The organism is Pseudomonas sp. BJa5 (genome assembly GCF_030272875.2).
Taxonomy (GTDB): domain Bacteria; phylum Pseudomonadota; class Gammaproteobacteria; order Pseudomonadales; family Pseudomonadaceae; genus Aquipseudomonas.
On sequence record NZ_JALRNG020000032.1, the window covers coordinates 17,172 to 43,204 of the forward strand.

Consider the following 26,033-nt stretch of genomic DNA (forward strand, 5'->3'; position numbering starts at 1 on the left):
CTTTCTTCTATCAGGACTCTACCCACGCTCCACGGTTGCTTCATTCAGTACAACCGTTTCTGGGGGACGCATGCTGCAGAATATCAGGGACAATTCACAAGGTTGGATTGCCAAGACCATCATCGGTGTCATCGTAGCCTTGATGGCACTGACCGGCTTCGATGCCATCTTCCAGGCCACCACCCACAGCACGGATGCTGCCAAGGTCAATGGTGACACCATTAGCCAGAACGAGCTGAGCCAGGCCGTCGACATGCAACGTCGGCAGCTGATGCAACAGCTGGGCAAGGACTTCGATCCGTCGCTGCTCAACGAGAACATGCTGCGCGAAGCGGCCCTCAAGGGCCTGATCGACCGCAAGTTGCTGCTCCAGGGCGCCGAAGACGCCAAGTTCGCCTTCTCCGAAGCCGCACTGGACCAGGTAATCCTGCAGACGCCGGAGTTCCAGGTCGATGGCAAGTTCAGCCCCGAGCGCTTTGACCAGGTCATTCGCCAGATGGGCTACGGCCGTCTGCAATTCCGTCAGATGCTGGCTGAAGAAATGCTCATCGGGCAACTGCGCGCAGGCCTTGCCGGCAGTGGCTTTGTCACCGACGAGCAGGTCAACGCCTTCGCACGCCTGGAAAAGCAGACCCGCGATTTCGCTTCGCTGACCTTCAAGGCCGATCCGGCCGCAGCCAAGGTGACCGACGAGCAGATCAAGGCGCACTACGACGAGCACGCCAAGGAGTTCATGAGCCCGGACCAGGTGGTCATCGACTACATCGAGCTCAAGAAGTCGGCGTTCTTCGATCAGGTCAACGTCAACGAAGACGCGCTCAAGGCCCTGTACGAGAAGGAAGTCGCCAACCTGGCCGAGCAACGCCACGCTGCGCACATCCTCATCGAAGTCAACGACAAGGTGGACGAGGCCCAGGCCAAGGCGCGCATCGACGAGATCCAGCAACGCCTGGCCAAGGGTGAAGACTTCGCCAAACTGGCCAAGGAGTTCTCCCAGGATCCGGGTTCTGCCAGCAATGGCGGTGACCTCGGCTTTGCCGGCCAGGGTGTCTACGATCCGGCCTTCGAAGAAGCGCTGTACGCGCTGAACAAGGACCAGGTTTCGGCACCGGTACGCACCGAGTACGGCTTCCACCTGATCAAGCTGCTGGACGTCCAGGCGCCCGAGAAGCCGAGCTTCGCCAGCCTGAAGGACAAGCTGACCCGCGAGCTCAAGACCCAGCAGGTCGAACAGCGTTTCGTCGAAGTCACCAAGCAGCTCGAAGACTCGGCATTCGAAGCCTCCGACCTGGCCCAGCCGGCCCAGGACCTGGGCCTGAAGGTGCAGACCTCCGCGGCCTTCGGTCGTGAGGGTGGTGAAGGCATCACTGCCAACCGCGCCGTGATCCAGGCGGCCTACAGCACTGAAGTGCTGGAAGAGGGCTCCAACAGCCCGGCCATCGAGCTGGATCCGGAAACCATCGTGGTCCTGCGCGTCAAGGAGCACCGCAAGCCGGAGCAACTGGGTCTGGAGGTGGTCAGCGACAGCATCCGCCAGCACCTGGCCAAGGAGCAGGCAACTGCTGCCCTGAAAACCAAGGCGGACGCACTGATTGCCGGTCTGCGCGATGGCAGCATCCCGCTGGCCGCCAGCCAGGACGGTCAGAGCTGGAAGGTCCAGGAAGCAGCTTCGCGGGTTCAGGAAGGTGTCGACCCGGTCGAGTTGCAGGCCCTGTTCCGCATGGCCAAGCCTGAAGCCAAGGACAAGCCGGTGTACGGTAGCGTGACCCTCAATGACGGCAGCCTGGTGGTATTGCGCCTGAATGGCGTCAACGAAGGCACTGCGGCCACTGAAGAAGAGAAGGCGGCCTACCGTCGCTTCCTCGCTTCCCGTGCTGGCCAGCAGGACTTCGCGGCTTACCGCAAGCAGCTGGAAACCAAGGCGGATATCACTCGCTACTAAGTGATGCCGCAACAAAAAGCCCCGCCGATGCGGGGCTTTTTGTTTCTGTGGGAGCGGCGGTGCGACGACTCGATTGGCCCCGCGATTGCAGTGTGTCTGTTACATTGCATCGCGGGGCAAGCCCGCTCCTACTGGTGCCAGGAAGGCCGCCTCCAGCAATTGCCGGGTATAGGTATGTTGCGGCGCGGCGAAAATATCCTCGGCGCGGCCTTGCTCCACCACCTTGCCTTGCTTGACCACCATCAACTGGTGGCTCAACGCCTTGACCACCGCCAGGTCATGGCTGATGAACAGGTAGGTCAGGTTGTACTTGCTCTGCAGCGAGCGCAGCAACTCGACCACCTGGCGCTGCACGGTGCGGTCCAGGGCCGAGGTCGGCTCGTCGAGCAAGATCAAGGCTGGCTTGAGCACCAGGGCGCGGGCAATGGCGATACGCTGGCGCTGGCCGCCGGAGAACTCGTGGGGGTAGCGGTGACGCGCCTGTGGGTCCAGGCCCACCTCCTGCAGGGCGGCAATGATGGCCTGCTCCTGCTCCGCCGGGGTGCCGATCCGGTGAATGCGCAGCCCCTCGCCGACGATGTCGCTGACGCACATGCGCGGGCTCAGGCTGCCGAACGGGTCCTGGAACACCACCTGCATCTGCCGGCGCAGTGGTCGTACTTGCTGCTGGTTCAGGCCGTCGAGGGCCGTGCCCTGGAAGCGGATGGCGCCCTGGCTGCCGAGCAGGCGCAGGATGGCCAGGCCCAGGGTCGACTTGCCCGAACCGCTTTCGCCGACGATGCCCAGGGTCTGGCCCTGAGGCAGGCTGAAATTGATGCCGTCCACCGCCTTGACGTGATCGACGGTGCGTCGCAGCAGGCCCTTCTTGATCGGGAACCACACCCGCAGGTCCTCGACTTCCAGCATGGGCTTGCCCGCCGGGTTGGCGGCCGGGCCGCCACTGGGCTCGGCGCCGAGGAGCATTTGCGTGTAGGGGTGGGTGGGGTGCTGGAACAACGTGGCGCACTCGGCCTGTTCGACGATGCAGCCGCGCTGCATCACACAGACCCGATGGGCGATGCGCCTGACCAGGTTGAGGTCGTGGCTGATCAGCAGCAAGGCCATGCCTAGGCGCGCCTGTAGCGACTTGAGCAGTTCGAGGATCTTCAGCTGCACAGTGACGTCCAGGGCGGTGGTCGGCTCGTCGGCGATCAGCAGCTCGGGCTCGTTGGCCAGGGCCATGGCGATCATCACTCGTTGCCTCTGGCCGCCTGAGAGCTCGTGTGGCAGCGCCTTGAGGCGTTTGCGCGGCTCGGGTATGCCGACCAGCTCCAGCAGCTCCAGGGTGCGTGCGGTGGCCTCCTTGCCGCGCAGGCCCTTGTGCAGCAGGAGGATCTCGTTGATCTGCTTCTCGATGCTGTGCAGCGGGTTGAGCGAGGTCATCGGCTCCTGGAAGATCATCGCGATACGGTTGCCGCGGATCTGGCGCATCTGCTTTTCGTCCTGGGTCAGCAGGTCGCGGCCTTCATAGCGGATGGTGCCGGACGGGTGGCGGGCCAGGGGGTAGGGCAACAGGCGCAGGATCGAGTGGGCGGTGACCGACTTGCCCGAACCGGATTCGCCCACCAGGGCCAGGGTCTCACCACGGCGGATATCGAAGCTGATGCCTTCGACCACGCGCTGGGTCTGCTCGCCGGTGACGAACTCCACCGCCAGGTCGCGCACTTCGATCAAGGTTTCGTTGCTCATGTCATTTCCTCGGGTCGAAGGCATCGCGGGCGGATTCGCCGATGAACACCAGCAGGCTGAGCATCAGGGCCAGCACGGCAAAGGCGCTCATGCCCAGCCAGGGGGCCTGCAGGTTGGATTTGCCCTGGGCCACCAGCTCGCCCAGCGACGGTGCGCCCGCCGGCAGGCCGAAGCCGAGGAAGTCCAGGGCGGTCAGGGTGCCGATGGCGCCGGTGAGGATGAACGGCATGAAGGTCATGGTCGAGATCATCGCGTTGGGCAGGATGTGGCGGAACATGATCGGCCCGTCCTGCATGCCCAGCGCCCGTGCCGCCCGCACGTATTCGAGGTTGCGTCCGCGCAGGAACTCGGCGCGCACCACGTCCACCAGGCTCATCCAGGAGAACAGCAGCATGATCCCCAGCAACCACCAGAAGTTGGGCTGCACGAAGCTGGCCAGGATGATCAGCAGGTAGAGCACCGGCAGCCCCGACCAGATCTCCAGGAAGCGTTGCCCGGCAAGGTCCACCCAGCCGCCGTAGAAGCCCTGCAGGGCGCCGGCGATCACGCCGATGATCGAGCTGAGCACGGTCAGGGTCAGGGCGAACAGTACCGAAATGCGAAAGCCGTAGATGACCCGGGCCAGCACGTCGCGGCCCTGGTCGTCGGTGCCCAGCCAGTTTTGCGTCGACGGCGGCGCAGGCGCGGGCACCTTGAGATCGTAGTTGATGCTCTGGTAGCTGAACGGAATTGGCGCCCAGAGCACCCAGCTGTCCTTGGCGGCCAGCAGTTCGCGGATGTATGGGCTTTTGTAATTGGCCTCCAGCGGGAATTCGCCGCCGAAGGTGGTTTCCGGGTAACGCTTGAACGCGGGGAAGTACCACTCACTGTCATAGCGCACGGCCAGCGGCTTGTCGTTGGCGATCAGCTCGGCGCCCAGGCTCAGGCCGAACAGGATCAGGAACAGCCACAGCGACCACCAGCCGCGGCGGTTGGCCTTGAAGCGCTCGAAGCGCCGGCGGTTGAGAGGGGACAGGTTCATCTCAGTGCTCCCGGCTGTCGAAGTCGATGCGTGGATCGACCAGGGTGTAGGTCAGGTCGCCGATCAGCTTCACCACCAGCCCCAGCAGGGTGAAGATGAACAGGGTGCCGAAGACCACCGGGTAGTCGCGGTTGATCGCCGCCTCGAAACTCATCAGGCCCAGGCCGTCGAGGGAGAAGATCACCTCGATCAGCAGGGAGCCGGTGAAGAAGATGCCGATGAAGGCCGACGGAAAACCGGCGATCACCAGCAGCATGGCATTGCGGAACACGTGGCCATAGAGCACCCGGTTCGGGCTCAGGCCCTTGGCCTTGGCGGTGACCACATACTGTTTGTTGATCTCGTCGAGGAAGCTGTTCTTGGTCAGCAGGGTCATGGTGGCGAAGTTGCCGATCACCAGGGCGGTCACCGGCAGCACCAGGTGCCAGAAGTAGTCGAGGATCTTGCCGGTGGTGCTCAGTTCGTCGAAGTTGTTCGAAGTCAGGCCGCGCAACGGGAACCAGTCCAGGTAACTGCCGCCGGCGAACAGGACGATCAGCAGGATGGCGAACAGGAACGCCGGGATCGCATAGCCGATGATGATCGCCGAGCTGGTCCAGACGTCGAAGTGGCTGCCGTGGCGGGTGGCCTTGGCGATCCCCAGGGGGATCGACACCAGGTACATGATCAGGGTGCTCCACAGCCCCAGGGAAATCGACACCGGCATTTTCTCGATGATCAGGTCGATGACCTTGGCATCGCGAAAGAAGCTGTCGCCAAAATCCAGCTGGGCGTAGTTCTTGATCATGATCCACAAGCGTTCCGGCGCCGACTTGTCGAAGCCGTACATCTTCTCGATTTCCTTGATCAGGGCCGGATCCAGGCCCTGGGCGCCGCGGTAGTTGGAGCCGGCCACCGAGACCTCGGCGCCACCGCCGGCAATGCGGCTGGTCGCGCCTTCGAAGCCTTCGAGCTTGGCGATCATCTGCTCGACCGGGCCGCCGGGCGCGGCCTGGATGATGATGAAGTTGATGATCAGGATGCCCAGCAGGGTGGGGATGATCAGCAGCAAACGGCGAAAGATATAAGCCAGCATGACTAGTGCGTTCCTTCTGCCGGTGGTGCCTCAGGCGTCGATGGCACGGCCGGCTGCACATCCGGCTTGATCCACCAGGTATTGATGCCGATGTCGTACTTGGGCGATACCTTCGGGTGGCCGATGTGGTTCCAGTAGGCGACCCGCCAGGTCTTGATGTGCCAGTTGGGGATCACGTAGTAGCCCCACTGCAGCACCCGGTCCAGGGCGCGGCAATGCTCGATCAGGCTCTGCCTGGAGCTGGCGTTGATCAGGTCATCGACCAGGCCGTCGATGGCCGGGTCCTTGAGGCCGATGAAGTTGCGGCTGCCGGGGTTGTCGGCGGCGGCGCTCTGCCAGAATTCACGCTGCTCGTTGCCGGGGGAGTTGGACTGCGGGTAGCCGCCGACCATCATGTCGAAGTCCCGCGAGCGCAGCCGGTTGATGTACTGGGACACATCGACGCGGCGAATCACCAGGTCGATGCCCAGGTCCGCCAGGTTGCGCTTGAACGGCAGCAGGACGCGCTCGAACTCGGTCTGGGCCAGGAGGAACTCGATGGACACCGGTTTGCCCTGGGCGTCGACCATCTTGTCGTCGACGATGCGCCAGCCGGCCTCCTGCAGCAGCTTGTAGGCCTTGCGCTGCTGTTCGCGGATCATGCCGCTGCCGTCGGTGACCGGGTTGGCGAAGGCCTGGGTGAAGACCTGGTCGGGGATCTTGCCGCGCAGCGGCTCGAGGATCTTCAGCTCGGCTTCATCCGGCAGCCCCCGGGCGGCCATCTCCGAGTTTTCGAAGTAGCTGCCGGTACGGGTGTAGGCACCGTTGAACAGCTGTTTGTTGGTCCACTCGAAGTCCAGCAACAGGCTCAGCGCTTCACGTACGCGCACATCCTGGAACAGCGGGCGGCGGATGTTGAAGACGAAGCCCTGCATGCCGGTGGGATTGCCGTTGGGCAGTTCTTCGAGGATCAGGCGCTTCTGCCGCACGGCCGGCACGTCGTAGGCGGTGGCCCAGCTCTTGGCCGCGGTTTCCAGGCGATAGTCGAACTGACCGGCCTTCAGTGCTTCCAGGGTGACCGAGCTGTCGCGGTAGTAGTCGGTGGTCATCGCGTCGAAGTTGTACAGGCCACGGTTGACCGCCAGGTCCTTGCCCCAGTAGTCCTTGACTCGCTCGTAGCGGATCGAACGCCCGGCCTTGACCTCGGCGACCCGGTACGGGCCGCTGCCCAGCGGGATCTCCAGGTTGCCCTTGTTGAAGTCGCGGGTTTCCCACCAGTGCTTGGGCAGTACCGGCAACTGGCCGAGGATCAGTGGCAGTTCACGGTTGTTGCTGTGCTTGAACTTGAACAGCACCCGCTGCGGGTCTTCGGCGATGACCTCGGCGACGTCGGCATAGTAGTTGCGAAACAGCGGGGCGCCGTTTTTGATCAGGGTATTGAAGGTGAACACCACGTCTTCGGCATGGATCGGGTGGCCGTCATGGAAGCGGGCTTCGGGGCGCAGGTAGAAGCGCACCCAGCTGTTGTCCGGAGCCTTTTCGATCTTGCCCGCCACCAGGCCGTACTCGGTGAACGGCTCGTCCAGGCTCTGGGTCATCAGGGTGTCGTAGATCAGGGTGATGTCGTCGGCCGAAACGCCCTTGTTGATGAACGGGTTGAGGCTGTCGAAGCCGCCGAAGCCGGCCTGGCGGAAGGTGCCGCCCTTGGGCGCGTCGGGGTTGACGTAGTCGAAGTGCTTGAAGTCGGCCGGATACTTGGGCGGCTCGTCGTACAGGGTCAGGGCATGTTGCGGGGCGGCCAGTGCCTGGGTACTCAAGCAGGCCAGCAGCAGGGCGCAGGCCTTCAGGCGCAGGCTGGGCAATGACATCATTGGGCGTTCTCCGAAGGCTTTATCCACCAGCTGTTCAGCCCCAGTGTGTAGGGCGGCGTGGTGACGAAGGCGAACCGGTTGCGGTAGGCCAGGCGGTGATTGTCCAGGTACCAGTTGGGAATCATGTAGTAGTGCCACAACAACACCCGGTCCAGGGCTCGCGCCGCTGCCACTTGTTCTTCGCGGCTCTGGGCGGCGAGCAGGGTGTCGAGCAGGTGATCGACCACCGGGTCTTTCACGCCAGCATAGTTCTTGCTGCCCTTGGTCGCGGCCTGGCTTGAGTGAAAGTACAGCCATTGTTCGAGACCGGGGCTCAAGGTCTGGTTCAGGGTCATCAGAATCATGTCGAAGTCGAACTGGTCCAGGCGTTGTTTGTACTGGGCCCGGTCCACGGTACGCAAGCGCGCATCGATGCCGATGCTGGCCAGGTTTTCGACATAGGGTTGCAGGATCCGTTCGAGGTTCGGATTGACCAGCAGCAGCTCCAGCTTCAAGGGCTTGCCATGGCTGTCGAGCAGGCGCTGGCCGTTGAGTTTCCAGCCAGCCTGGGCCAGCAGGTCGAGGGCCTGGCGCAGTGTCTGGCGTTTGATCCCGCGCCCGTCGGTGTGGCTGACCTTGTAGGGCTCGGTGAACAGGGCTGCAGGCAACTGGTCGCGGTAAGGCGCGAGCAGCAGCCATTCCTTGCCCACCGGCAAGCCGTTGGCGGCAAACTCGCTGTTGGGGTAGTAGCTGCTGGCGCGGCGATAGGCGCTGCTGAACAGGGCGCGGTTGGTCCACTCGAAGTCGAGCATCAGGCCCAGGGCCTGGCGCACCCGCGCATCCTTGAAGGCCGCCCGGCGGCTGTTCATGAACAGGCCCTGGGTCTGGGTCGGGATCTTGTGCGGGATCTGCGCCTTGATCACCTGGCCACGGCGCACGGCCGGGAAGTTGTAGCCATTGGCCCAGTTCTTGGCCTGGTGCTCGATGTAAATGTCGAACTCGCCGGCCTTGAAGGCTTCGAAGGCCACGGCACTGTCGCGGTAGAACTCGAACTCGACGCGGTCGAAGTTGTACTTGCCGCGGTTCACCGCCAGGTCTTTGCCCCAGTAGTCCTTGACCCGCTCGAACACCAGGCTGCGCCCTGGCCGTACCTGGGTGATGCGGTAGGGGCCGCTGCCCAGGGGCGGCTCGAAGGTGGTGGCCTTGAAGTCGCGGCCTTTCCAGTAATGGGCCGGCAGCACCGGCAGCTCGCCCAGGCGCAGGATCAGCAGTGGGTTGCCGGCGCGCTTGAACACGAAGCGGATGCGCCGAGGGTTGAGGATATCGACCCGTTTCACTTCCTGCAGGTTGGTGCGGTAGATCGGGTGGCCTTCCTTGAGCAGGGTGCGGTAGGAAAACGCCACGTCACTGGCCGTGATCGGATGGCCGTCATGAAAGCGCGCTTCAGGGCGCAGGTTGAACACTACCCAGCTGCGGTCCTCGCTGTATTCCACGGAGCCGGCGATCAGGCCATAGCTCGAGGTCGGCTCGTCCCCCGACGGGTCGTACTGGCCGGTGCCGACCATCAGGGTCTCATTGAGCTCGTTCACCCCGTACTGCACGAAGTTGGGCGTGGTGACCGGGCTTGAGCCCTTGAAGGTGTAGGGGTTGAGCGTATCGAACGTGCCGAACGCCATGGCACGCAAGGTGCCGCCCTTGGGCGCTTGCGGATTGACCCAGTCGAAGTGGGTGAATTTGGCTGGGTACTTGAGCGTGCCGAACTGGGCGTAACCGTGGCTTTCGCTGATTGTGGCGCCCGCGGGAAAGCTCAAGGCCAGGCTGAATGACAGCAACAGGAGGGGACGTATCAAGTCGGCGATCCGATCCAGACGGCTTGGGCTTTGTTCCAGCTACAGTAACAGCTTGTATCGGCTGGAAAAAGAGGTCGTCAGGCGGGGGAAGCGGGCTCCGGTCAATGGCCGGAGCCGGGTGCTCAGTGCGGCAGGTAGACGGTCAGGGTCTGGCCTGGCTTGAGGGCGTGGCCACTGCGTGGATTCCAGCGCTTGAGGTGCTGCATCTCGACGTTGAAGCGCTTGGCCACCAGGTACAGGGAGTCGCCTTTCTGGACCTTGTACTGGGTGGATTTCTTCTCGTTCTTGCCGGCGACGGACTGGGTGCTCTGCATGACCAGGGTCTGACCGGCCTTGAGGCGGTTGCCGGGCAGCTTGTTCCAGCGCTGCAGGTCCTTGACGCTGACCTTGTTGGCCCGGGCGATGCTGGCCAGGCTGTCACCGCGCTTGACCCGGTAGCGGCTGTTGCGGGTAGCAGTGGTAGTGCGCGGCGCGGCTTCGGCCAGGGCGGCCTCGAAGACGGCCTTTTTCGGCTGCAGCGAGAGGAGCTCCTCAGGCTTCATGTTCGACAGACTGTCGGTCAGCAACTGCGCCTTGGCGGTCGGTACCAGCAGTTGCTTGGGACCATCGACGGTCATGCGCTTCTTGAACGCCGGGTTGAGCTGGAACAGCTCGTCTTCGTCGATCTCGGCCAGCTCCGCGACCCGGGACAGGTCGAGGCGGTCGTTGATGGCGACGGCCTCGAAGTAGGGTTCGTTGGCGATCGGGTTGAGGTTCACACCGTAGGCCTGGGGCGTCATCACCACCTGCGACAGGGCCAGCAGCTTGGGCACGTAGTCGCGGGTTTCCTGGGGCAGCGGCAGGTTCCAGTAATCGGTCGGCAAGCCGAGTCGCTCGTTGCGCTCGATGGCCCGGCTGACGGTGCCTTCACCGGCGTTGTAGGCCGCCAGGGCCAGCAGCCAGTCGCCGTTGAACATGTCGTGCAGGCGGGTCAGGTAGTTCAGTGCGGCGTTGGTCGAGGCGGTGATATCGCGACGGCCATCGTAGAAACGGGTCTGGCGCAGGTTGAAGTGGCGACCGGTGGATGGAATGAACTGCCACAGGCCCACGGCATGTGCCCGGGAGTAGGCCATGGGGTTGTAGGCGCTTTCGATTGCCGGCAGCAGGGCCAGCTCCAGCGGCATGTTGCGCTCTTCGAGACGCTCGACGATGTAGTGGATGTACAGGCTGCCACGGTCGCCGGCGGTTTCCAGGAACGAGGGGTTGCTGGCGAACCACAGGCGTTGCTGTTCGATGCGCGGGTTGACCGCCATGTTGTCCTGCAGGGCGAAGCCCTGGCGCATGCGCTCCCAGACATCCTGGGGTGCCTGCTCCTGCTTGGCCGGAACGATCACCGGTTTTTGCTTCATCCGCGCCTGGTAGTTATGCGCGCGAACGCTCTCGGATTCGTCGAGCTGACGGGTGCTCTGGCAGCCCACCAGGGTGGCGGCCAGGGCCAGCGCACTGGCTTGGGCCAGGCGCGTCAGGGCGACGGAATTGAAGGTTCTGCGGCTGTTGGACGACATTGGCGGAGAAGAAGTTCCGGGCAAAAATGTCGGGCGATTCTAGAAAGCAGCCCCCCTGTGGTCAACCTTTGAGAACTTTACGGCCCTAGCAGGCGCTGTTTAGAACTTGTCCTTCCAAGCGCGCAACCCAGCAAAAACAGCACTGGGCGTGGGGTTTATCGGCCCGTTCCGTTCGTCTAATTTTTCTTTAACGGATGTTTCTGCGGTGCGCAGGAAGGGGTTGGTGAGCTTCTCGAGCGCCAAGGTTGATGGCAACGTGATGTGATCTTGCGCCCGTAAACGGGTAACGTCGTCGAAGCGTTGGACAATGTGTTGGTTGTCAGGTTCCACCGCCCTGGCAAAACGCAGGTTGCTCAGGGTGTATTCGTGGGTGCAGTACACCAGGGTCTGGGCGGGCAGGGCGGCCAGGCGCCCGAGGGAATGGTGCATCTGCTCGGGCGTGCCTTCGAACAGTCGGCCGCAGCCTGCCGCGAACAGGGTATCGCCACAGAACAGCAGGGGCGTGGCCGCCTGCGCGCAGTAATAGGCAATGTGTCCCAGGGTGTGTCCGGGCACTGCAATGATCTGGAAATCCAGGCCCAGAACGCGCACGCTGTCGTTGTCGTCCAGCGCCAGGTCGCGGCCGGGAATACGCTCGTGCGCCGGGCCGCAGACCCGAGCACCGGTGCGCGCCTTGAGCTGTTCGACGCCGCCGACATGGTCGTGATGGTGATGGGTGACCAGGATGTCGCTCAGTTGCCAGCCCGGATGCGCGGCAAGCCAGGCCAGTACCGGCGCCGCATCGCCCGGGTCGACCACCGCACAACGCTGGTTGGCAGAATCCTGTAACAACCAGATGTAGTTATCGGTGAAAGCGGGCAGGGCATCGATCTGTATCATGGTGCGATTCGCCAAACGTTGGACATGGGTGCATCTTAGTAGCTATGCGCGCTGTCGAGAACCTTCAAGGGAGACTGCAATGACCGATCAAGCCTTCGCCCAGGCCGATCCGCAGTGGCTGGAGCTGATCAGCCTGGCCCGCGACTGGTTCGCCGGTCCCCTGGGGCAATTGATGCTGCACGAGGAGCAACGGCTGCTCGAAGAAGAACTGGGGCGCTACTTCGGCGGCTACCTGGTGCACTACGGGCCCTGCGCCGAACCACCGCCCAGCGCCCCGCGGGTGCAGCGCAACGTGCGCCTGGGGGCGCCGTTGCCGGGGGTCGACATCGTCTGCGAAGAGCAGGCCTGGCCATTGAGCGAGCACGCCGCCGACGTGGTGGTGCTGCAGCATGGCCTGGACTTCAGCCTGTCGCCCCATGGCCTGTTGCGCGAGGCGGCCAGCAGCGTGCGTCCGGGCGGGCATTTGCTGATCGTCGGCATCAACCCCTGGAGCAGCTGGGGCGTGCGTCGGGTGTTTGCCCACGATGCCTTGCGCAAGGCGCGCTGCATTTCCCCTTCACGGGTCGGCGACTGGCTCAACCTGCTGGGTTTTGCGCTGGAGAAACGCCGCTTCGGGTGCTATCGTCCGCCGCTTGCATCCCCCGCCTGGCAACAGCGCCTGGCTGGCTGGGAGCGGATCGCCGGTGGCTGGCAAAGTGCCGGTGGTGGCGTCTACCTGCTGGTGGCGCGCAAGATGGTGGTCGGCCTGCGGCCACTGCGCCTGGAGCGGCGCGAGCCGATGGGCAAGCTGCTGCCGCTGCCGATGGCCAAGGTCAACCGGCGTCATTCCGAACCCTGAGTCCGGGCCCCTTGGGCGCGGGTATCCCTATTGTCGAAAAGGCTGTAAATGAGCGATAGCGTCGAAATCTTCACCGATGGTGCCTGCAAGGGCAATCCCGGCCCGGGTGGCTGGGGCGTGCTGATGGTGTGCAAGGGCGTCGAGAAGGAGTTGTGGGGCGGCGAACGCAACACCACCAACAACCGCATGGAGCTGATGGCCGCGATCAAGGGCCTGGAAGCGCTCAAGCGCGAGTGCGAGGTGCTGCTGGTGACCGACTCCCAGTACGTGATGAAAGGCATCACCGAGTGGATGGTCAACTGGAAGAAGCGCGGCTGGAAGACCGCCGCCAAGGAGCCGGTGAAGAATGCCGACCTGTGGCAGTTGCTCGATGAGCAGGTGGGCCGCCACAAGGTGACCTGGAAGTGGGTGCGCGGGCATGTCGGCCACGATGGCAACGAGCGCGCCGACCAGCTGGCCAACCGCGGCGTCGACGAACTGCTCGGACGCTGAGGCTCACCCCGACCCTTCACCCTGAGGTAGAATGGTCGGCTTTCACCCGTCATGCAGTACGCAACAGGAGGCCACCGGCGTGGAGCTTCACAACAACAGGTCGGTAGTCCTGGACACCGAAACCACCGGTATGCCGGTCACCGACGGTCACCGCATCATCGAGATCGGCTGTGTCGAACTGATGGGCCGGCGCCTGACCGGGCGGCACTTCCACGTCTACCTGCAACCCGATCGCGAAAGTGATGAAGGCGCCATCGGCGTCCACGGCATCACCGATGCCTTCCTGGTCGACAAGCCGCGCTTCGCCGAGGTCGCCGAAGAGTTCTTCGAGTTCATCCAGGGCGCCCAACTGATCATCCACAACGCGGCGTTCGACGTTGGCTTCATCAACAACGAATTCGCCTTGCTCGGTCAGCACGATCGCGCCGATATCTCCCGGCACTGCACCATCCTCGACACCCTGGTAATGGCGCGCGGCCGTCACCCGGGCCAGCGCAACAGCCTCGACGCCCTGTGCAAACGCTACGGCGTCGACAACTCCGGCCGTGACCTGCACGGCGCACTGCTCGACTCGGAGCTGCTGGCCGACGTCTACCTGAGCATGACCGGTGGCCAGACCAGCCTGTCGCTGGCCGGGCAGGGTGCCGATGGCGAAGAGAGCAGCGAGGGCAGCCGTGGCAGCGAGATCCGTCGCCTGGTCGGCCGTACGCCCGGGCGGATCATCCAGGCCAGCGAGCAGGAACTCGAAGCCCATGTGGCGCGCCTGGAAGCCATTGCCAAGTCAGCCGGTGGCCCGGCGCTCTGGCAACAATTGTCCGAGGCCAACTGAGGCGATTTGCCGCGCAAGGGGGCAAGCAGGCTTCTACCCTGAAATGACCGACCCGTCATTCGGAGCAGGCGCCCCCTCATGTACAAGGACCTCAAGTTCCCTGTCCTGATCGTTCATCGAGACATCAAGGCCGATACTGTCGCTGGCGAACGCGTGCGCGGCATCGCCCAGGAACTGGCCCAGGACGGCTTCACCATCCTGCCGGCCAGCGATTACACCGAAGGCCACCTGGTCGCCTCGACCCATCACGGCCTGGCCTGCATGCTGATCGCCGCCGAAGGCGCCGGCGAGAACACCCACCTGCTGCAGAACATGGTCGAGCTGATCCGCCTGGCCCGCTTGCGTGCGCCACACCTGCCGATCTTCGCCCTGGGCGAGCAGGTGACCCTGGAGAATGCCCCCGGCGATGTCATGAGCGAGCTGAACCAGCTGCGCGGCATCCTCTACCTGTTCGAAGACACCGTGCCGTTCCTGGCCCGCCAGGTAGCGCGGGCTGCGCACAATTACCTGGACGGCCTGCTGCCGCCGTTTTTCAAAGCCCTGGTGCAGCACACCGCGCAGTCCAACTACTCCTGGCACACGCCGGGGCACGGCGGTGGCGTGGCCTATCGCAAGAGTCCGGTAGGGCTGGCGTTCCATCAGTTCTTCGGCGAGAACACCCTGCGCTCGGACCTCTCGGTGTCGGTGCCGGAACTGGGCTCGCTGCTCGATCACACCGGCCCCCTGGCCGCCGCCGAAGCGCGGGCGGCGAAGAACTTCGGTGCCGATCACACCTTCTTCGTCATCAACGGCACGTCCACCGCCAACAAGATCGTCTGGCATTCGATGGTGGGGCGCGACGACCTGGTACTGGTCGATCGCAACTGCCACAAGTCGGTGGTACACGCGATCATCATGACCGGCGCCATTCCCTTGTACCTGTGCCCCGAGCGCAATGAGCTGGGTATCATCGGGCCGATTCCGCTCAGCGAGTTCAGCCCGGCATCGATACAGGCCAAGATCCAGGCCAACCCGCTGACCCGGGGGCGCACGGCCCGGGTGAAGCTGGCCGTGGTCACCAACTCCACCTATGACGGCCTGTGCTACAACGCCGAGCTGATCAAGAAGGAACTGGGCAGCAGCGTCGAGGTGCTGCATTTCGACGAGGCCTGGTATGCCTATGCGGCGTTCCATGAATTCTTTGCCGGTCGATTCGCCATGGGCACCTCGCGCAGTGCCGACAGTCCGCTGGTATTCAGCACCCATTCGACCCACAAGCTGCTGGCGGCCTTCAGTCAGGCTTCGATGATCCATGTGCAGGACGGTGGTGCCCGGCAACTGGACCGAGACCGTTTCAACGAAGCCTTCATGATGCACATTTCCACCTCGCCGCAGTACAGCATCCTCGCCTCGCTGGACGTGGCCTCGGCGATGATGGAAGGCCCGGCCGGGCGTTCCTTGTTGCAGGAGATGTTCGATGAGGCCCTGGGCTTTCGCCGGGCCATGGCCAACCTGCGCCGGCATATCGCTGCCGATGACTGGTGGTTCAGCATCTGGCAACCGCCAGGGGTCGAAGGTGCCCAGCAAGTGAGCACCGGGGACTGGCTGCTGCAACCCCAGGCCGAGTGGCATGGTTTTGGCGACGTTGCCGATGACTATGTGCTGCTCGACCCGATCAAGGTCACCCTGGTGATGCCGGGGCTCAATGCCGGCGGCGCCCTGAGCGAGCACGGTATTCCGGCGGCGGTGGTCAGCAAGTTTCTCTGGGAGCGCGGGCTGGTGGTGGAAAAGACCGGCCTCTATACCTTCCTGGTACTGTTCTCCATGGGGATCACCAAGGGCAAGTGGAGTACCTTGCTCACCGAGCTGCTGGAGTTCAAGCGCAGCTATGACGCCAACATCGACCTGATGGCGTGCCTGCCCTGTGTGGCTCGCCTGGATCCTGTGCGCTACCAGGGGGTGGGATTACGCGACCTGTGCGACCAGTTGCATGCCTGCTACCGCAGCAATGCCACAGCCAAGCAGCTCAAGCGCCTGTTCACGCGTCTGCCGGAGGTGGTGATGAAACCGGCCGATGCCTATGACCAACTGGTGCGCGGCGAGGTGGAGGCGGTGCCGATCGATCAACTGCTCGGGCGCATCGCCGCGGTGATGCTGGTGCCTTATCCACCGGGCATTCCGTTGATCATGCCGGGCGAGCGGTTCACCGAGGCGACCCGCTCGATCATCGATTACCTGGCCTTTGCCGCTGCCTTCGACAGCGGCTTTCCCGGATTCGTCGCCGACGTCCATGGCCTGCAGCACGAAACCCGGACGCAGGGGCGGGTCTATACCGTCGATTGCATCAAGCTGTAACGCTGTTCAGGGAATACGGATGAGCTCGACGCCGTTGCGGGCGAGTTCGAAACGGTCACCTTCCAGGTGCTTGACCCGGTCGCCGATGGGCAGCTTGTAGGTGGTGATCGGCGGGGATGCAGCACTGCCGTCGGCGTTGAGGGTGGCCTCCTGGAACTCATGAACGGGGTAGATGCGGCCCTCTGCGTCCCGTGCATGAAACTGTCCGACCAGTACTGCTGTCATTTACCGTGCAACCTCTGCGAAGAAATCTGTCAGGCATAGACCACCGATTTGCCGGGGAAGTTTTGTCCGCACGGAAAAAAACTTCGAGGCTGGAAGGGATCATCTATACCTACAGTTCCTTTGAACCACATGTCAGGAAAATGCCATGAGTCAGGTCTATTCGGTAGCCGTCATCGTCGGCAGCTTGCGCAAGGAATCCTTCAACCGCAAAGTCGCCCACGTGCTGGCGGAACTCGCGCCCTCCAGCCTCAAACTGAAGATCATCGAGATTGGCGATCTGCCGCTGTACAACGAAGACATCGATGTCGATCCGCCGGCAGCCTACAAGGCGTTTCGCGAGCAACTGCGCAACAGTGATGCCGTGTTGTTCGTGACCCCGGAATACAACCGTTCGGTACCGGGCGTGCTGAAAAACGCTATCGATGTGGGTTCAAGGCCCTATGGCCAAAGCTCCTGGAGCGGCAAGCCGGGTGCGGTGATCAGCGTTTCGCCAGGAGCGGTGGGCGGCTTTGGCGCCAACCATCACCTGCGCCAGTCGCTGGTGTTTCTCGATGTGCCGTGCATGCAGCAGCCGGAGGCGTATATCGGTGGGGCGGCGAGCCTGTTCGACGAGGCGGGCAGGGTGTCGGAGAAAACCCGGCCGTTCCTGCAGACCTTCATCGACAAGTATGCGGTGTGGGTCGAGCGGCACCAAGGGTGAACGATCGCGGGGCAAGCCCGCTCCCACCGACTGTAGGAGCGGGCTTGCCCCGCGATAGCGATACCAGGCCTTACACCGCCTGAGGCATCTCACCCCGGGCCAGGCGCCGGTTGATGTCGGCGATCACTTCCGGCAGTTCGTTGATGGTGTCGATCAGGTAGTGCGGGCGCGAGCCTTCGAACAGGGCGTGGATGCGCTTGCGTTCGCTGTCCAGTTTGTCCGAGGCCAGGGCGCGGTAGCCTTCGTAGGTCAGGCCCAGGGCGTTGCCCGAACAGACCAGCGCCACCGTCCACATGCCGGCACGACGACCTTCGAGGATGCCCGGCACAGTGTCGTCGACCTTGACGCAGGCGGCCACATCGTCGATGCCCAGGGCAATCACGTTGGCCAGGGCCTGGGCCGGCCACGGGCGACCGTTGGGGGTCTCATCGGTGGCCACCACGTGGTCGGCGACATAGCCGTTCTGCGCCGCCAGTTCCACCACCTTGTCCATCACCACTTTCGGGTAGCCGGAGCAGGAGCCGATCTTCAGGCCGTCCTGGCGCAAGCCGGTCAGGGTATCCAGGGCGCCGGGGATCAGTGCCGAGTGCACGGCGATCTTTTCGATCTGCAGCGGCATGAAGCGCTCGTAGATGGCGGTGACATCATCGTCGGTCGGGTTACGCCCGAACACCTTGCGATAACGCTCGGCGATCTGCGGCTGGTCGCACAGGGTGCGGATGTGGTCCCACTTGCCCATGCCCATCGGGCCGCGGGCTTCTTCGATGGAGACCTCGACGTCGAACTCGGCGAAGGCTTCGACGAAGATCTGGGTCGGGGCGAAGGAGCCGAAGTCGACGACGGTACCGGCCCAGTCGAGGATCGCGGCTTGCAGTTGAGTCGGGTTGCTGTAGTTCATGTGCAGGTGTCCTTGAGCGGATTGGGTCGCTGATCAGGTAAAGGTCGGGTTCAGATGTCCAGCACTTCCATTTCCCGCAGCACCTCGGCCACGGCGTTGACGGCGGCTTGCATACCGTCCGGGCCAACGCAGCCGATGCAGCCGACGCGGAAGGTTTCGACCTGGGTCAACTTGCCCGGGTAGAGGATGAAGCCCTTGGCCTTGACCCGCTCGTAGAAGTCCTTGAACTGGTAGCGCGGATCTTTCGGCGCGTGGAAGGTGACAATGATCGGTGCCTGGATCTCGGCGGGCAGGAAGCTGCGCAGGCCGATGGCCGCCATGCCGTCGAGCAGGGCCTTGCAGTTGCTGGCGTAGCGCTGGTGACGCGCCGGCAGGCCGCCTTCCTCGTTGTACTGCAGCAGGGCCTCGTGCAGCGCCGCCACCACATGGGTCGGCGGGGTGAAGCGCCATTGGCCGGTCTTGGCCATGTAGGCGTGCTGGTCCTGCAGGTCCATGGCCAGGGACGGCGAGTTGCCTTCGGCGGCGGCCAGCGAGGCCTTGTTGGCAAAGACGAAGCCCATGCCGGGCACACCTTCCAGGCATTTGCCGGAGGCGGCGATCAGGGCGTCGAACGGCACTTCGCGGGCATCGATCGGCAGCGCGCCGAAGGAGCTCATGGCATCGATGATCAGGCGCTTGCCGTGACGGGCGATGACCTGGGCGATTTCTGGCAGCGGGTTGAGGATGCCGGTGCTGGTTTCGCAGTGGATCAGCGCCACGTGGGTAATGCTGCTGTCGGCGGCCAGCAGGCGGTCGACGTCGGCGGCGGTGGTCGGCTCGTCTTCAGCGGTTTCGAAGGTGCTGTAGGTGCGGCCCAGTACTTTGCAGATCTTCGCCAGGCGCTGGCCGTAGGCGCCGTTGATCAGTACCAGGACCTTGCCGTCGCGAGGTACCAGGGTGCCGATGGCCGCTTCCACGGCGAAGGTGCCGCTGCCTTGCAGGGGGACGCAGTGGTGGCTCTCGGCACCGTTGACGATGGCCAGCAGTTGCTCGCACAGGCTGGCGGTCAGCTGGTTGAAGTCGCGGTCCCAGGAGCCCCAGTCCACCAGCATCGCTTGGCGGGTGCGGGCCGACGTGGTCAGGGGGCCGGGGGTCAGCAGGATAGGGGCGTTACTCATTCCGGTAATCCTCACAAGCGGTGCGGTGGGCTGAATCTACGGGGCCTAAGTTGCAATTCCGCGCGCCATCAATCAAATTGTTTGTTGTTATGCCAGCCATAAGTCAGGCCGATAGATATGAACCTGTTCCAGTTGCGTGCGTTCGATGCCGTGGCCCGTGAAGGCAGCTTCACCCGTGCCGCCAGTCGCCTGTTCATCAGCCAGCCGGCGGTGACCGGGCATATCAAGGCGCTGGAGGAGCACTACCAGATCACCCTGTTGCGCCGTACCGCGCGGCGGGTCGAGCTGACCGAAGAGGGCACGCGCCTGGCGGCGATCACCCGTGCCATGTTCGGTCTGGCCGAAGAGGCCCAGGCTATGCTCGAAGCCAACCGCCAGCTGCTGACCGGGCGCCTGGAGGTGGCCGCCGATGGCCCGCACCGGGTGATGCCGATGCTGGCCCAGTTGCGCGCGCGCTATCCCGGAATCACCGTCAACCTGCGCCTGGGCAATGCCCAGGAGACCCTGGCGGCGCTGCTCTCGGAGCATGCCGACGTGGCCGTGCTGACCGAGGTCGAGCCACGCAAGGGCCTGTACCTGCAAAGCCTCGGGGACTCGCGGATCTGTGCCTTGCTACCCTCGGGGCACCCTTGGGCCAGTGAGCCGGGGGAGCTGGCGATCGAGCAGCTGGGCGGGCAGATCATGGTCTTGCGCGAACCCAGTTCCATTACCCGGCGCACCTTCGACCAGGCCTGCGGGCAGGCTCGGGTACAGCCACGGGTACTGCTCGAACTGGACAGCCGCGAGGCGGTCACCGAAGCGGTGGCCGCCGAACTTGGCATCGGCATCGTTTCGTCGGTGGAAGTGGCCCATGACCCCCGGGTGGTGGCCAGGCCCATCACCGGTGCCGGGCTGATCAACCGGCACATGCTCGGTTGCCTGGAGCGACGCCGCGAACTGCGGCTGATCCAGGCGTTCCTCAGCCTGGCGTCCAGCGTATGACGACGGGCTGGCGTTTTCCGGCCAAGGCCCTAAGATGGCCGGCTGAGCACAGACCACAGGCGCTGGACGGGCGATGAGCGAGAAAGACAGCATCTCGATGCAACTGGTGCGCGAAGCACTGCTGCAAAGCTGCCCGGCGGCGCAACCGGTTGCCGCGTTGCTCGGCCGTGCCGGCATCGATGCCAGCCAGTTGGAACAGCCCGATGCGCGCGTGCCGGCGAGCGCCTACGCCCGGCTCTGGCGCCTGCTGGCGCGGCGCTGCAATGACGAATTTTTCGGCATGGATCCGCGGGGGATGCGCAGTGGCAGCCTGGCCTTCCTGTGCCAGTCGGCCATGGCCCAGCCGACCCTGGGCGCGGGGCTGGATTCGGCCCTGACCTTTCTCGGACTGATGTTCGAGGACCTGCAGCCCGCGTTGGTCCGCCAGCAGAGCCTGGCCGAGATCGTCATCGGCGAGCCGCGCGAGCAGCCACGGCGGGCGTTCACCTACTTCACGTTCTGGATGATTGTCCATGGCGTAGCCTGCTGGCTGGCGGGCCGGCGCATTCCGATCCTGGCCATCGAGTTGCGCTGCGCCGAGCCGCCGTTCTGCGACGACTACCGGGTGATGTTTTCGGAAAACCTGCAATTCAACCGGCCGCGCACGCGGATGATCATCGCCGCCGATCATCTCGACGTGCCGCTCAAGCGCAGCCCGGAAGAACTGCAACGCTTCCTGGCCGAGGCGCCGGGCAACATCCTGGTCAAGTACCGTGACCCGGCCAGCCTCGCCCGGCGCATTCGCCAGGATCTGCGGCAGATGACGCCTGACCTGTGGCCGGAAACCGACAGCCTGGCCCGCCATCTGTGCCTCTCGGCCTCGACCCTGCGCCGGCGCCTGGCCGAGGAAGGCCAGACTTACCAGGGACTCAAGGACAGCGTGCGGCGCGAGTTGGCGATTACCTGGCTGGCCGATGTCGACTTGAGCTTCGCCGACATTGCCGAACGCCTGGGCTTTGCCGATAGCAGTTCGTTCTACAAGGCGTTTCGTAAATGGTTTGGCTGCAATCCAGGGCACTATCGTACCTTGATCGTCCAGCGCGAGGCCGAGGACTGAGAAGAGGTATTTCCACCTGCCGCAAAGTTGATCCACTGACCAGTGTTGAGGGCCATTCACCCACAATACGGTAGTCGTTCATGTCTTCGATAACTCCTGCGCTATCAAACCCCACTGACGCCTTTCTCGGCGAGATCATGCCAGCCTGGCTGAAAAATGCCTCGGCCACCCGGATCAATGCCTTGCGCGACCGCTTTGCTGCCCATTCGCGGACCCAGGAACGGCTGCGCAACCTCATGCGCCAAGTGTCCCCGCTCGACAGCTTTGCCCGGCGCTTGCTTGAGCCTGCGCTAGAGACGCAACTGGGGCTGGCGGTCGACTTGCGCCAGGCGCAATGGCGCGAAGTACTGCGTGACTTTATCGTGCAGCCCATGCAGTTGCCCGAAGACCGGATAATCCTCAACGATCAACCCGCACTGCTGCGATTGTTGCAGAATTTCCCGTCATCTCCAGGCTTCTACCTGGGCACTGGGTTGATTGCAGTCGATGGAACGCAGCGGATGCTCTCGGACGAAGTGCGGGCCATTGCCGACCTGTGTCGCGCGGTGGATGTCGGTCAGCGCTACCAGGCGCATCTCGACCAGGTGTTCGATAGCGCTGGCCGCGACGTACTGGCACAGGACAAGCGCCACGGTCTGGGATTGGCGGCTTGCCTGGCAGCGCTCAAGGGGCAGATCAGCGACGAAGAGTTGCAACAGGTGCTACAGGTGGTCGACCGTGTCGATGGCGAGTCGGTCGGGCGCAAGGTGCGTGTGCAGTTGTTGCAGGTACTGGAGTGCCGGATCGAAGGCGCGCTGGTCTTTGAATTGCGTGACACGCCCGATGCCCGGGCGCCCCGTTCAGTGATCCTGTACCTGCCGCAGGACCCTGGGCAGGTCATGCGCCGCTTCGACAGCTGGGATGCCATCACCCCCGCATTGACAGGTCAGTTGCGGCGCACCAGCGAGCAGCTGCACTTCAGTCGCTCGGTTACCCTGGATCAACGCCCCGCGTTCCTGTCGACCCTCACGAAGCGCCTGGCCGACGATGTGCCGGACCTGCAGATCGAAGGTGCAGCCTATACCGGCGAACTGTTCACCGGTCTGGCGCAGCAGCAGGTACAGCAAGTGAAAGACAACGCCAGGAGCCTGGCGGTGCCGACGGATACATTCGATCACAAGCAATTTGTCGCACGTATCCGCTCTTTTGAGGCAGCCGGTTTGAACCTGCTCAACCTGATCGGGTTATTCGTTCCGGCGCTCAATGCCGTGCTCCTGGCAAGAATGGTCGGTCAGACCCTGGGTGAAGTGTACGAGGGTGTGGCAGGTTGGGCGCGCGGGCATCAGACCGAGGCACTGGAGCACCTGTTGGGTGTTGCCGAAAACCTGGCTGTTACGGCCGTGCAGGTTGCCGGGGCCGCCCTGGTGGCGCGCGGATTCCAGCGCAGCAGCTTCGTCGAAGCATTACAACCGGTCGAGCTTGACGCACAAACCCGGCGTCTGTGGCACAACGATCTGCACGCGTACCGCCTGACCAGCCTGCCAGAGGAAGCGCGCCTGCAGGCCAACGGCTTGTACGGTGCAGACGGACGCCACTGGTGGCAGGACGGGGATGCCTGCTATGAGGTCCGTCAGGCACAGGCGCATGGCCAATGGCGGCTGGTCCACCCAGAACACAGCGCTGTCTTCCTGCCTGCCCTGCAGCACAACGGCGAGCGAGGTTGGCGGTTGTTTTACCAGCGGCCATTGGAGTGGCAGGGCAGCAGCATGATGCTCGGCTATCTGTGGCCGCATGCCGCAGCACTGGGAGTAGAGCGGATTACCCAGGTGCTTCGGGTGGCGGATGTCGATGAAGAATTGTTGCGCGGCCTGTTGGTGGAAAACCGTCGCTTGCCGGTCAGTCTGCGCGACACCCTCGAACGCTTTGCCGTGGATGAGCGGATCGACACCTTCTTCCAGGCGCTTGCCGATGGCGATGCGCAGGGCGCCAACAGCGAATTCCTGACTTTCTGCCTGGGCAAAGTCGGGGCCCAGGGACAGAGCAGCGCCTGGTCGCGTGACAAAGTACTGGAGCAGGCACCCTGGTTACGTAATGAGTTGCTGGAGCACTTTTCGCGCCAGTACCTTCGCGACGATGCGCTATTGCCCGTGGTCAAGCGTGCTTTTCCAGGCCTTCCCGATGCCTATGGTTTGCACCTGCTCGAACAGGCCAGCGCCGGACAGCGTCTGCGGATAGCGGCGGAAAACCGCTTGCCGCTGGGTATGCTGGAACGGGCTCGCCCCTTGTTGCAGGCCGCACGCTTGAACCGTGCGCTGGAGGGGCTGTACGTGCGCAACAGCTTCAACCTGGACACCGTTGAGCTGGTGTTTGAACTGCTGCGCAAGAAAGCCAGGTGGCCCGAATCGGTCAACCTGAAACTCTATTCGGATGCTGCTCACGGGCCTAGCTTTTTGCGCATGTTCCCTGAGCATGATCCGACCACGCTCAGGGTATTGAGGCACCGTGCGGGACGCTTCGAAGTCCAGGACCACCAGGGTTTCGAACTGGAAGCGGACATCGCCGATCCCGCGGATGTGTTCGAGACCATGCTGGCGCTCCTGCCGACCTTCCATCGCCAGCGTCTGGGGTGGGAAGGTGGCGGCGGTGCCGGGCAATTGCGCCAGGACCTGCAACACTGGCTGCCCGCCACCCGGTCCAGTCTGGCCCGGATCCTGGGCATGCGTGAGTTCAGGCCCTGGTTCGAGCCGGGCCAGCGCCTGGCGGATGGTCGCGTCGGTTACAGGCTTAGCGGCCGCGGTACCGCCGCGTTGGCGCAGATGACCATTCGCGATCGGGTGCGCAGTCTGTTTCCCGGATTTGACCCGCAGCAAGTGGATGCTTATCTGGCTGATTTGCACCGCGAACCCGGTACGGCATTTGATCGTTTGCTATGGCAGGAGGGCAACTACCGTGCATTGGACCAGCACCTGAGCCAATGGGTAGCCCAGGGCGCAAGCACCGACAACCCTGATTCGCGTGCAACCGTTGCCGACGCGTTGCGTCGCTGCTGGCGGCGCCAGGGAGACATCATCAGGGATAACCAGGGGCGCCCGAGCGGAATGCGCCTGGACCTGGCGGGCATGCTCGTCCACGAACTGCCCGAGCTGCCTGAACGGGTAGACTTTTCCCATGTGGACGAGCTCAATCTTTCCGGCATGGGCTTGCGCGCCCTGCCGCAGGACTTCATCCAGCGTTTCAAGCATCTGCACGGCTTGATCCTGCAGGGCAATGAGCTGGATCGAGTGCCAGCGGCCCTTGCGAATATGACGTCCTTGCGAGAGCTGCGACTGGGCCATAACCACATCGAACTGAACGAGGTGGGTGTGGCGTACCTCTCCTGCCTGACGCAATTGCGAGTGCTGGACCTGAGCTTCAACAACCTCGCCAGCAACCGCCTGGAGGTAGGGCTGCTTCGCCGCTTGCACACGCTTCGCTTGCGCAGCACCCGATTGCAGCGATTGCCGCACGGGTTGATGCAGCTGCCTTTCCTCAGAGAGGTGGACCTGCGCGACAACCTGATCAGCACCTTGCCCCAGGTGCTGATAGACCGCCCCATAGGTTTTCGCCAACGCATACACCTGGAGGGCAACCCGCTGCCTGACCACGTATGGCGGGCGCTGGGGGAGGCTCATGTCGAGCCTGTTCCCCAGGCCAATCTTCAGGTACTCAATGCCAAGGCGTTGTGGTTGGCCGAGGTGGACGTCGAGGACCGCTCGCAGCGCGCGCTGCTTTGGGACCAATTACAGGCCGAGCCTGACAGCGGCAGCTTTTTCCAACTGATTGGCGAGTTGACCGGCACCAGTGATTACCACCATGCACGGGATGACCTGAGCAGACGTGTGTGGGAAATGTTCGAGCTGGCCCGGGACGATGAAAAATTGCGTAACGAGCTGTTCTCCCTGGCGGCGAGCCCACGCACCTGTGGCGACAGTATCATCTCCTGCTTCAGTGAGCTGGAGGTCAAGGTCTACGTGGCGCAGGCCCTGCATGACGTCTTGCCCGAGCAAGGCAGGCAAGTGCGCCTGAGGATTGCCCGGCGCCTGTTTCGCCTGGACCAGGTCGGGCGCCTGGCCCGTGCGGATATTGACGCGCGCCTGGCCTTGCACCAGGAGGTGGACGAGGTGGAGGTAAGCCTTGCCTACCGTACCGGTCTTGCTGCCGAGCTGGACTTGCCCGGCCAACCCCGCACCATGCTGTATCGTCAATACGCCGGGGTCACCTACCAACAACTCGCCGTCGCGCTTGCCCAGGTGCGCAACGCCGAGGCGAGCGATGCCCTGGTGCAGTACATCAGCCAGCGTGACTTCTGGCAGCACTACCTGCGCACTGTCCACGGCGAAGGCTTCGAACGTGTCGAGCAACCTTTCTGGGACCGTCTGGACGCCTTGAGCGACGCGCAGCAGGAGCAGGACAGCGCCAGCTATCTCGGCCAGGCCAACCGGCTTGCCAGCGAGCGCGAAGCCGCCATCGCTGCCGAGTACCTGCGTTTGACCCGGGCGGCGCTTGAGGCTGAACCCTCAGGAAGGGCGTAAGCACCGGCGGCAGGGCCAAACCAGTCATCCAGTTTGACAGCTTTGGCCATTGTCGCGCGGGGGCT

The 26,033-nt window shown here is 63.7% G+C and carries 19 protein-coding genes; 9 read left to right on the forward strand and 10 right to left on the reverse strand.

Features of this window, described 5'->3' with window-relative positions; all coding sequences use genetic code 11:
* Nucleotides 1-70 precede the first annotated feature (70 nt).
* Nucleotides 71-1,942, forward strand: coding sequence for a SurA N-terminal domain-containing protein (locus tag M2D63_RS18110; RefSeq protein ID WP_285864346.1), 1,872 nt, complete (start codon nt 71-73; stop codon nt 1,940-1,942).
* 99 nt (nt 1,943-2,041) lie between these two features.
* Here the strand turns inward: M2D63_RS18110 and M2D63_RS18115 are convergent, their stop codons facing one another.
* The 7 genes from M2D63_RS18115 to gloB all read right to left on the reverse strand — a co-directional run bounded on the left by M2D63_RS18115 (nt 2,042) and on the right by gloB (nt 11,868).
* A complete protein-coding gene (locus M2D63_RS18115; RefSeq protein ID WP_285864347.1) occupies nt 2,042-3,670 on the reverse strand; it encodes an ABC transporter ATP-binding protein in 1,629 nt (542 codons plus the stop codon).
* A 1-nt stretch (nt 3,671) separates the two neighbouring features.
* On the reverse strand, nt 3,672-4,691 hold the full coding sequence (locus tag M2D63_RS18120) for an ABC transporter permease (RefSeq protein WP_285864348.1): 1,020 nt from the start codon (nt 4,689-4,691) through the stop codon (nt 3,672-3,674).
* Nucleotide 4,692: 1 nt separating this feature from the next.
* Nucleotides 4,693-5,766, reverse strand: coding sequence for a microcin C ABC transporter permease YejB (locus M2D63_RS18125; protein WP_285864349.1), 1,074 nt, complete (start codon nt 5,764-5,766; stop codon nt 4,693-4,695).
* Nucleotides 5,767-5,768: 2 nt separating this feature from the next.
* Entirely contained in the window at nt 5,769-7,616 is a 1,848-nt protein-coding gene (locus M2D63_RS18130; RefSeq protein ID WP_285864351.1) for an extracellular solute-binding protein, read from the reverse strand.
* The gene (locus tag M2D63_RS18135; protein ID WP_285864353.1) at nt 7,613-9,445 is read right to left on the reverse strand and encodes an extracellular solute-binding protein; all 1,833 of its coding nucleotides are present in this window, start codon (nt 9,443-9,445) and stop codon (nt 7,613-7,615) included. Before M2D63_RS18135 ends, M2D63_RS18130 begins: the two co-directional genes overlap by 4 nt.
* Nucleotides 9,446-9,567: 122 nt before the next feature.
* Entirely contained in the window at nt 9,568-10,989 is a 1,422-nt protein-coding gene (locus tag M2D63_RS18140; protein WP_285864354.1) for a transglycosylase SLT domain-containing protein, read from the reverse strand.
* A gap of 99 nt (nt 10,990-11,088) precedes the next feature.
* Nucleotides 11,089-11,868: a hydroxyacylglutathione hydrolase gene (gene gloB / locus M2D63_RS18145; protein WP_285864356.1), complete on the reverse strand. Its 780-nt coding sequence runs from the start codon at nt 11,866-11,868 to the stop codon at nt 11,089-11,091.
* Between the two features lie 79 nt (nt 11,869-11,947).
* Here gloB and M2D63_RS18150 point away from each other — a divergent pair, with 79 nt between their 5' ends.
* The 4 genes from M2D63_RS18150 (at nt 11,948) to M2D63_RS18165 (ending at nt 16,361) form a co-directional block, all read left to right on the forward strand.
* Complete coding sequence (locus tag M2D63_RS18150; RefSeq protein ID WP_285864358.1) at nt 11,948-12,706, forward strand: methyltransferase domain-containing protein; 759 nt, start codon at nt 11,948-11,950, stop codon at nt 12,704-12,706.
* A 48-nt stretch (nt 12,707-12,754) separates the two neighbouring features.
* Nucleotides 12,755-13,198, forward strand: a complete 444-nt coding sequence (rnhA, locus tag M2D63_RS18155) for a ribonuclease HI (protein ID WP_285864360.1) — start codon at nt 12,755-12,757, stop codon at nt 13,196-13,198.
* A 31-nt stretch (nt 13,199-13,229) separates the two neighbouring features.
* Nucleotides 13,230-14,027 (forward strand): DNA polymerase III subunit epsilon, encoded by a 798-nt coding sequence (gene dnaQ, locus M2D63_RS18160; RefSeq protein WP_405310534.1) that lies wholly within the window; start codon nt 13,230-13,232, stop codon nt 14,025-14,027.
* A 78-nt stretch (nt 14,028-14,105) separates the two neighbouring features.
* Nucleotides 14,106-16,361: an arginine/lysine/ornithine decarboxylase gene (locus M2D63_RS18165; RefSeq protein ID WP_285864364.1), complete on the forward strand. Its 2,256-nt coding sequence runs from the start codon at nt 14,106-14,108 to the stop codon at nt 16,359-16,361.
* A 6-nt stretch (nt 16,362-16,367) separates the two neighbouring features.
* On the opposite strand, the gene M2D63_RS18170 is transcribed toward M2D63_RS18165, so the two are convergent.
* Nucleotides 16,368-16,586: a hypothetical protein gene (locus M2D63_RS18170; protein ID WP_285864365.1), complete on the reverse strand. Its 219-nt coding sequence runs from the start codon at nt 16,584-16,586 to the stop codon at nt 16,368-16,370.
* Between the two features lie 145 nt (nt 16,587-16,731).
* Between M2D63_RS18170 and M2D63_RS18175 the strand changes: the two genes are divergently transcribed.
* Nucleotides 16,732-17,286 (forward strand): NADPH-dependent FMN reductase, encoded by a 555-nt coding sequence (locus M2D63_RS18175; RefSeq protein ID WP_285864367.1) that lies wholly within the window; start codon nt 16,732-16,734, stop codon nt 17,284-17,286.
* A gap of 70 nt (nt 17,287-17,356) precedes the next feature.
* On the opposite strand, the gene phnX is transcribed toward M2D63_RS18175, so the two are convergent.
* Both phnX and M2D63_RS18185 read right to left on the reverse strand, forming a co-directional pair.
* Nucleotides 17,357-18,184, reverse strand: coding sequence for a phosphonoacetaldehyde hydrolase (phnX, locus tag M2D63_RS18180; protein ID WP_285864369.1), 828 nt, complete (start codon nt 18,182-18,184; stop codon nt 17,357-17,359).
* A gap of 50 nt (nt 18,185-18,234) precedes the next feature.
* Nucleotides 18,235-19,341, reverse strand: coding sequence for a 2-aminoethylphosphonate--pyruvate transaminase (locus M2D63_RS18185; protein ID WP_285864370.1), 1,107 nt, complete (start codon nt 19,339-19,341; stop codon nt 18,235-18,237).
* Nucleotides 19,342-19,458: 117 nt separating this feature from the next.
* Between M2D63_RS18185 and M2D63_RS18190 the strand changes: the two genes are divergently transcribed.
* From M2D63_RS18190 to M2D63_RS18200, 3 genes are all read left to right on the forward strand, one after another.
* Nucleotides 19,459-20,322, forward strand: coding sequence for a LysR substrate-binding domain-containing protein (locus M2D63_RS18190; protein WP_285864372.1), 864 nt, complete (start codon nt 19,459-19,461; stop codon nt 20,320-20,322).
* Nucleotides 20,323-20,395: 73 nt separating this feature from the next.
* Nucleotides 20,396-21,418, forward strand: coding sequence for an AraC family transcriptional regulator (locus tag M2D63_RS18195; RefSeq protein WP_285864373.1), 1,023 nt, complete (start codon nt 20,396-20,398; stop codon nt 21,416-21,418).
* A gap of 80 nt (nt 21,419-21,498) precedes the next feature.
* Nucleotides 21,499-25,968 carry an NEL-type E3 ubiquitin ligase domain-containing protein gene (locus M2D63_RS18200; protein WP_285864374.1) on the forward strand — a complete coding sequence of 1,490 codons (4,470 nt, stop codon included), beginning with the start codon at nt 21,499-21,501 and terminating at the stop codon, nt 25,966-25,968.
* Nucleotides 25,969-26,033 lie beyond the last annotated feature (65 nt).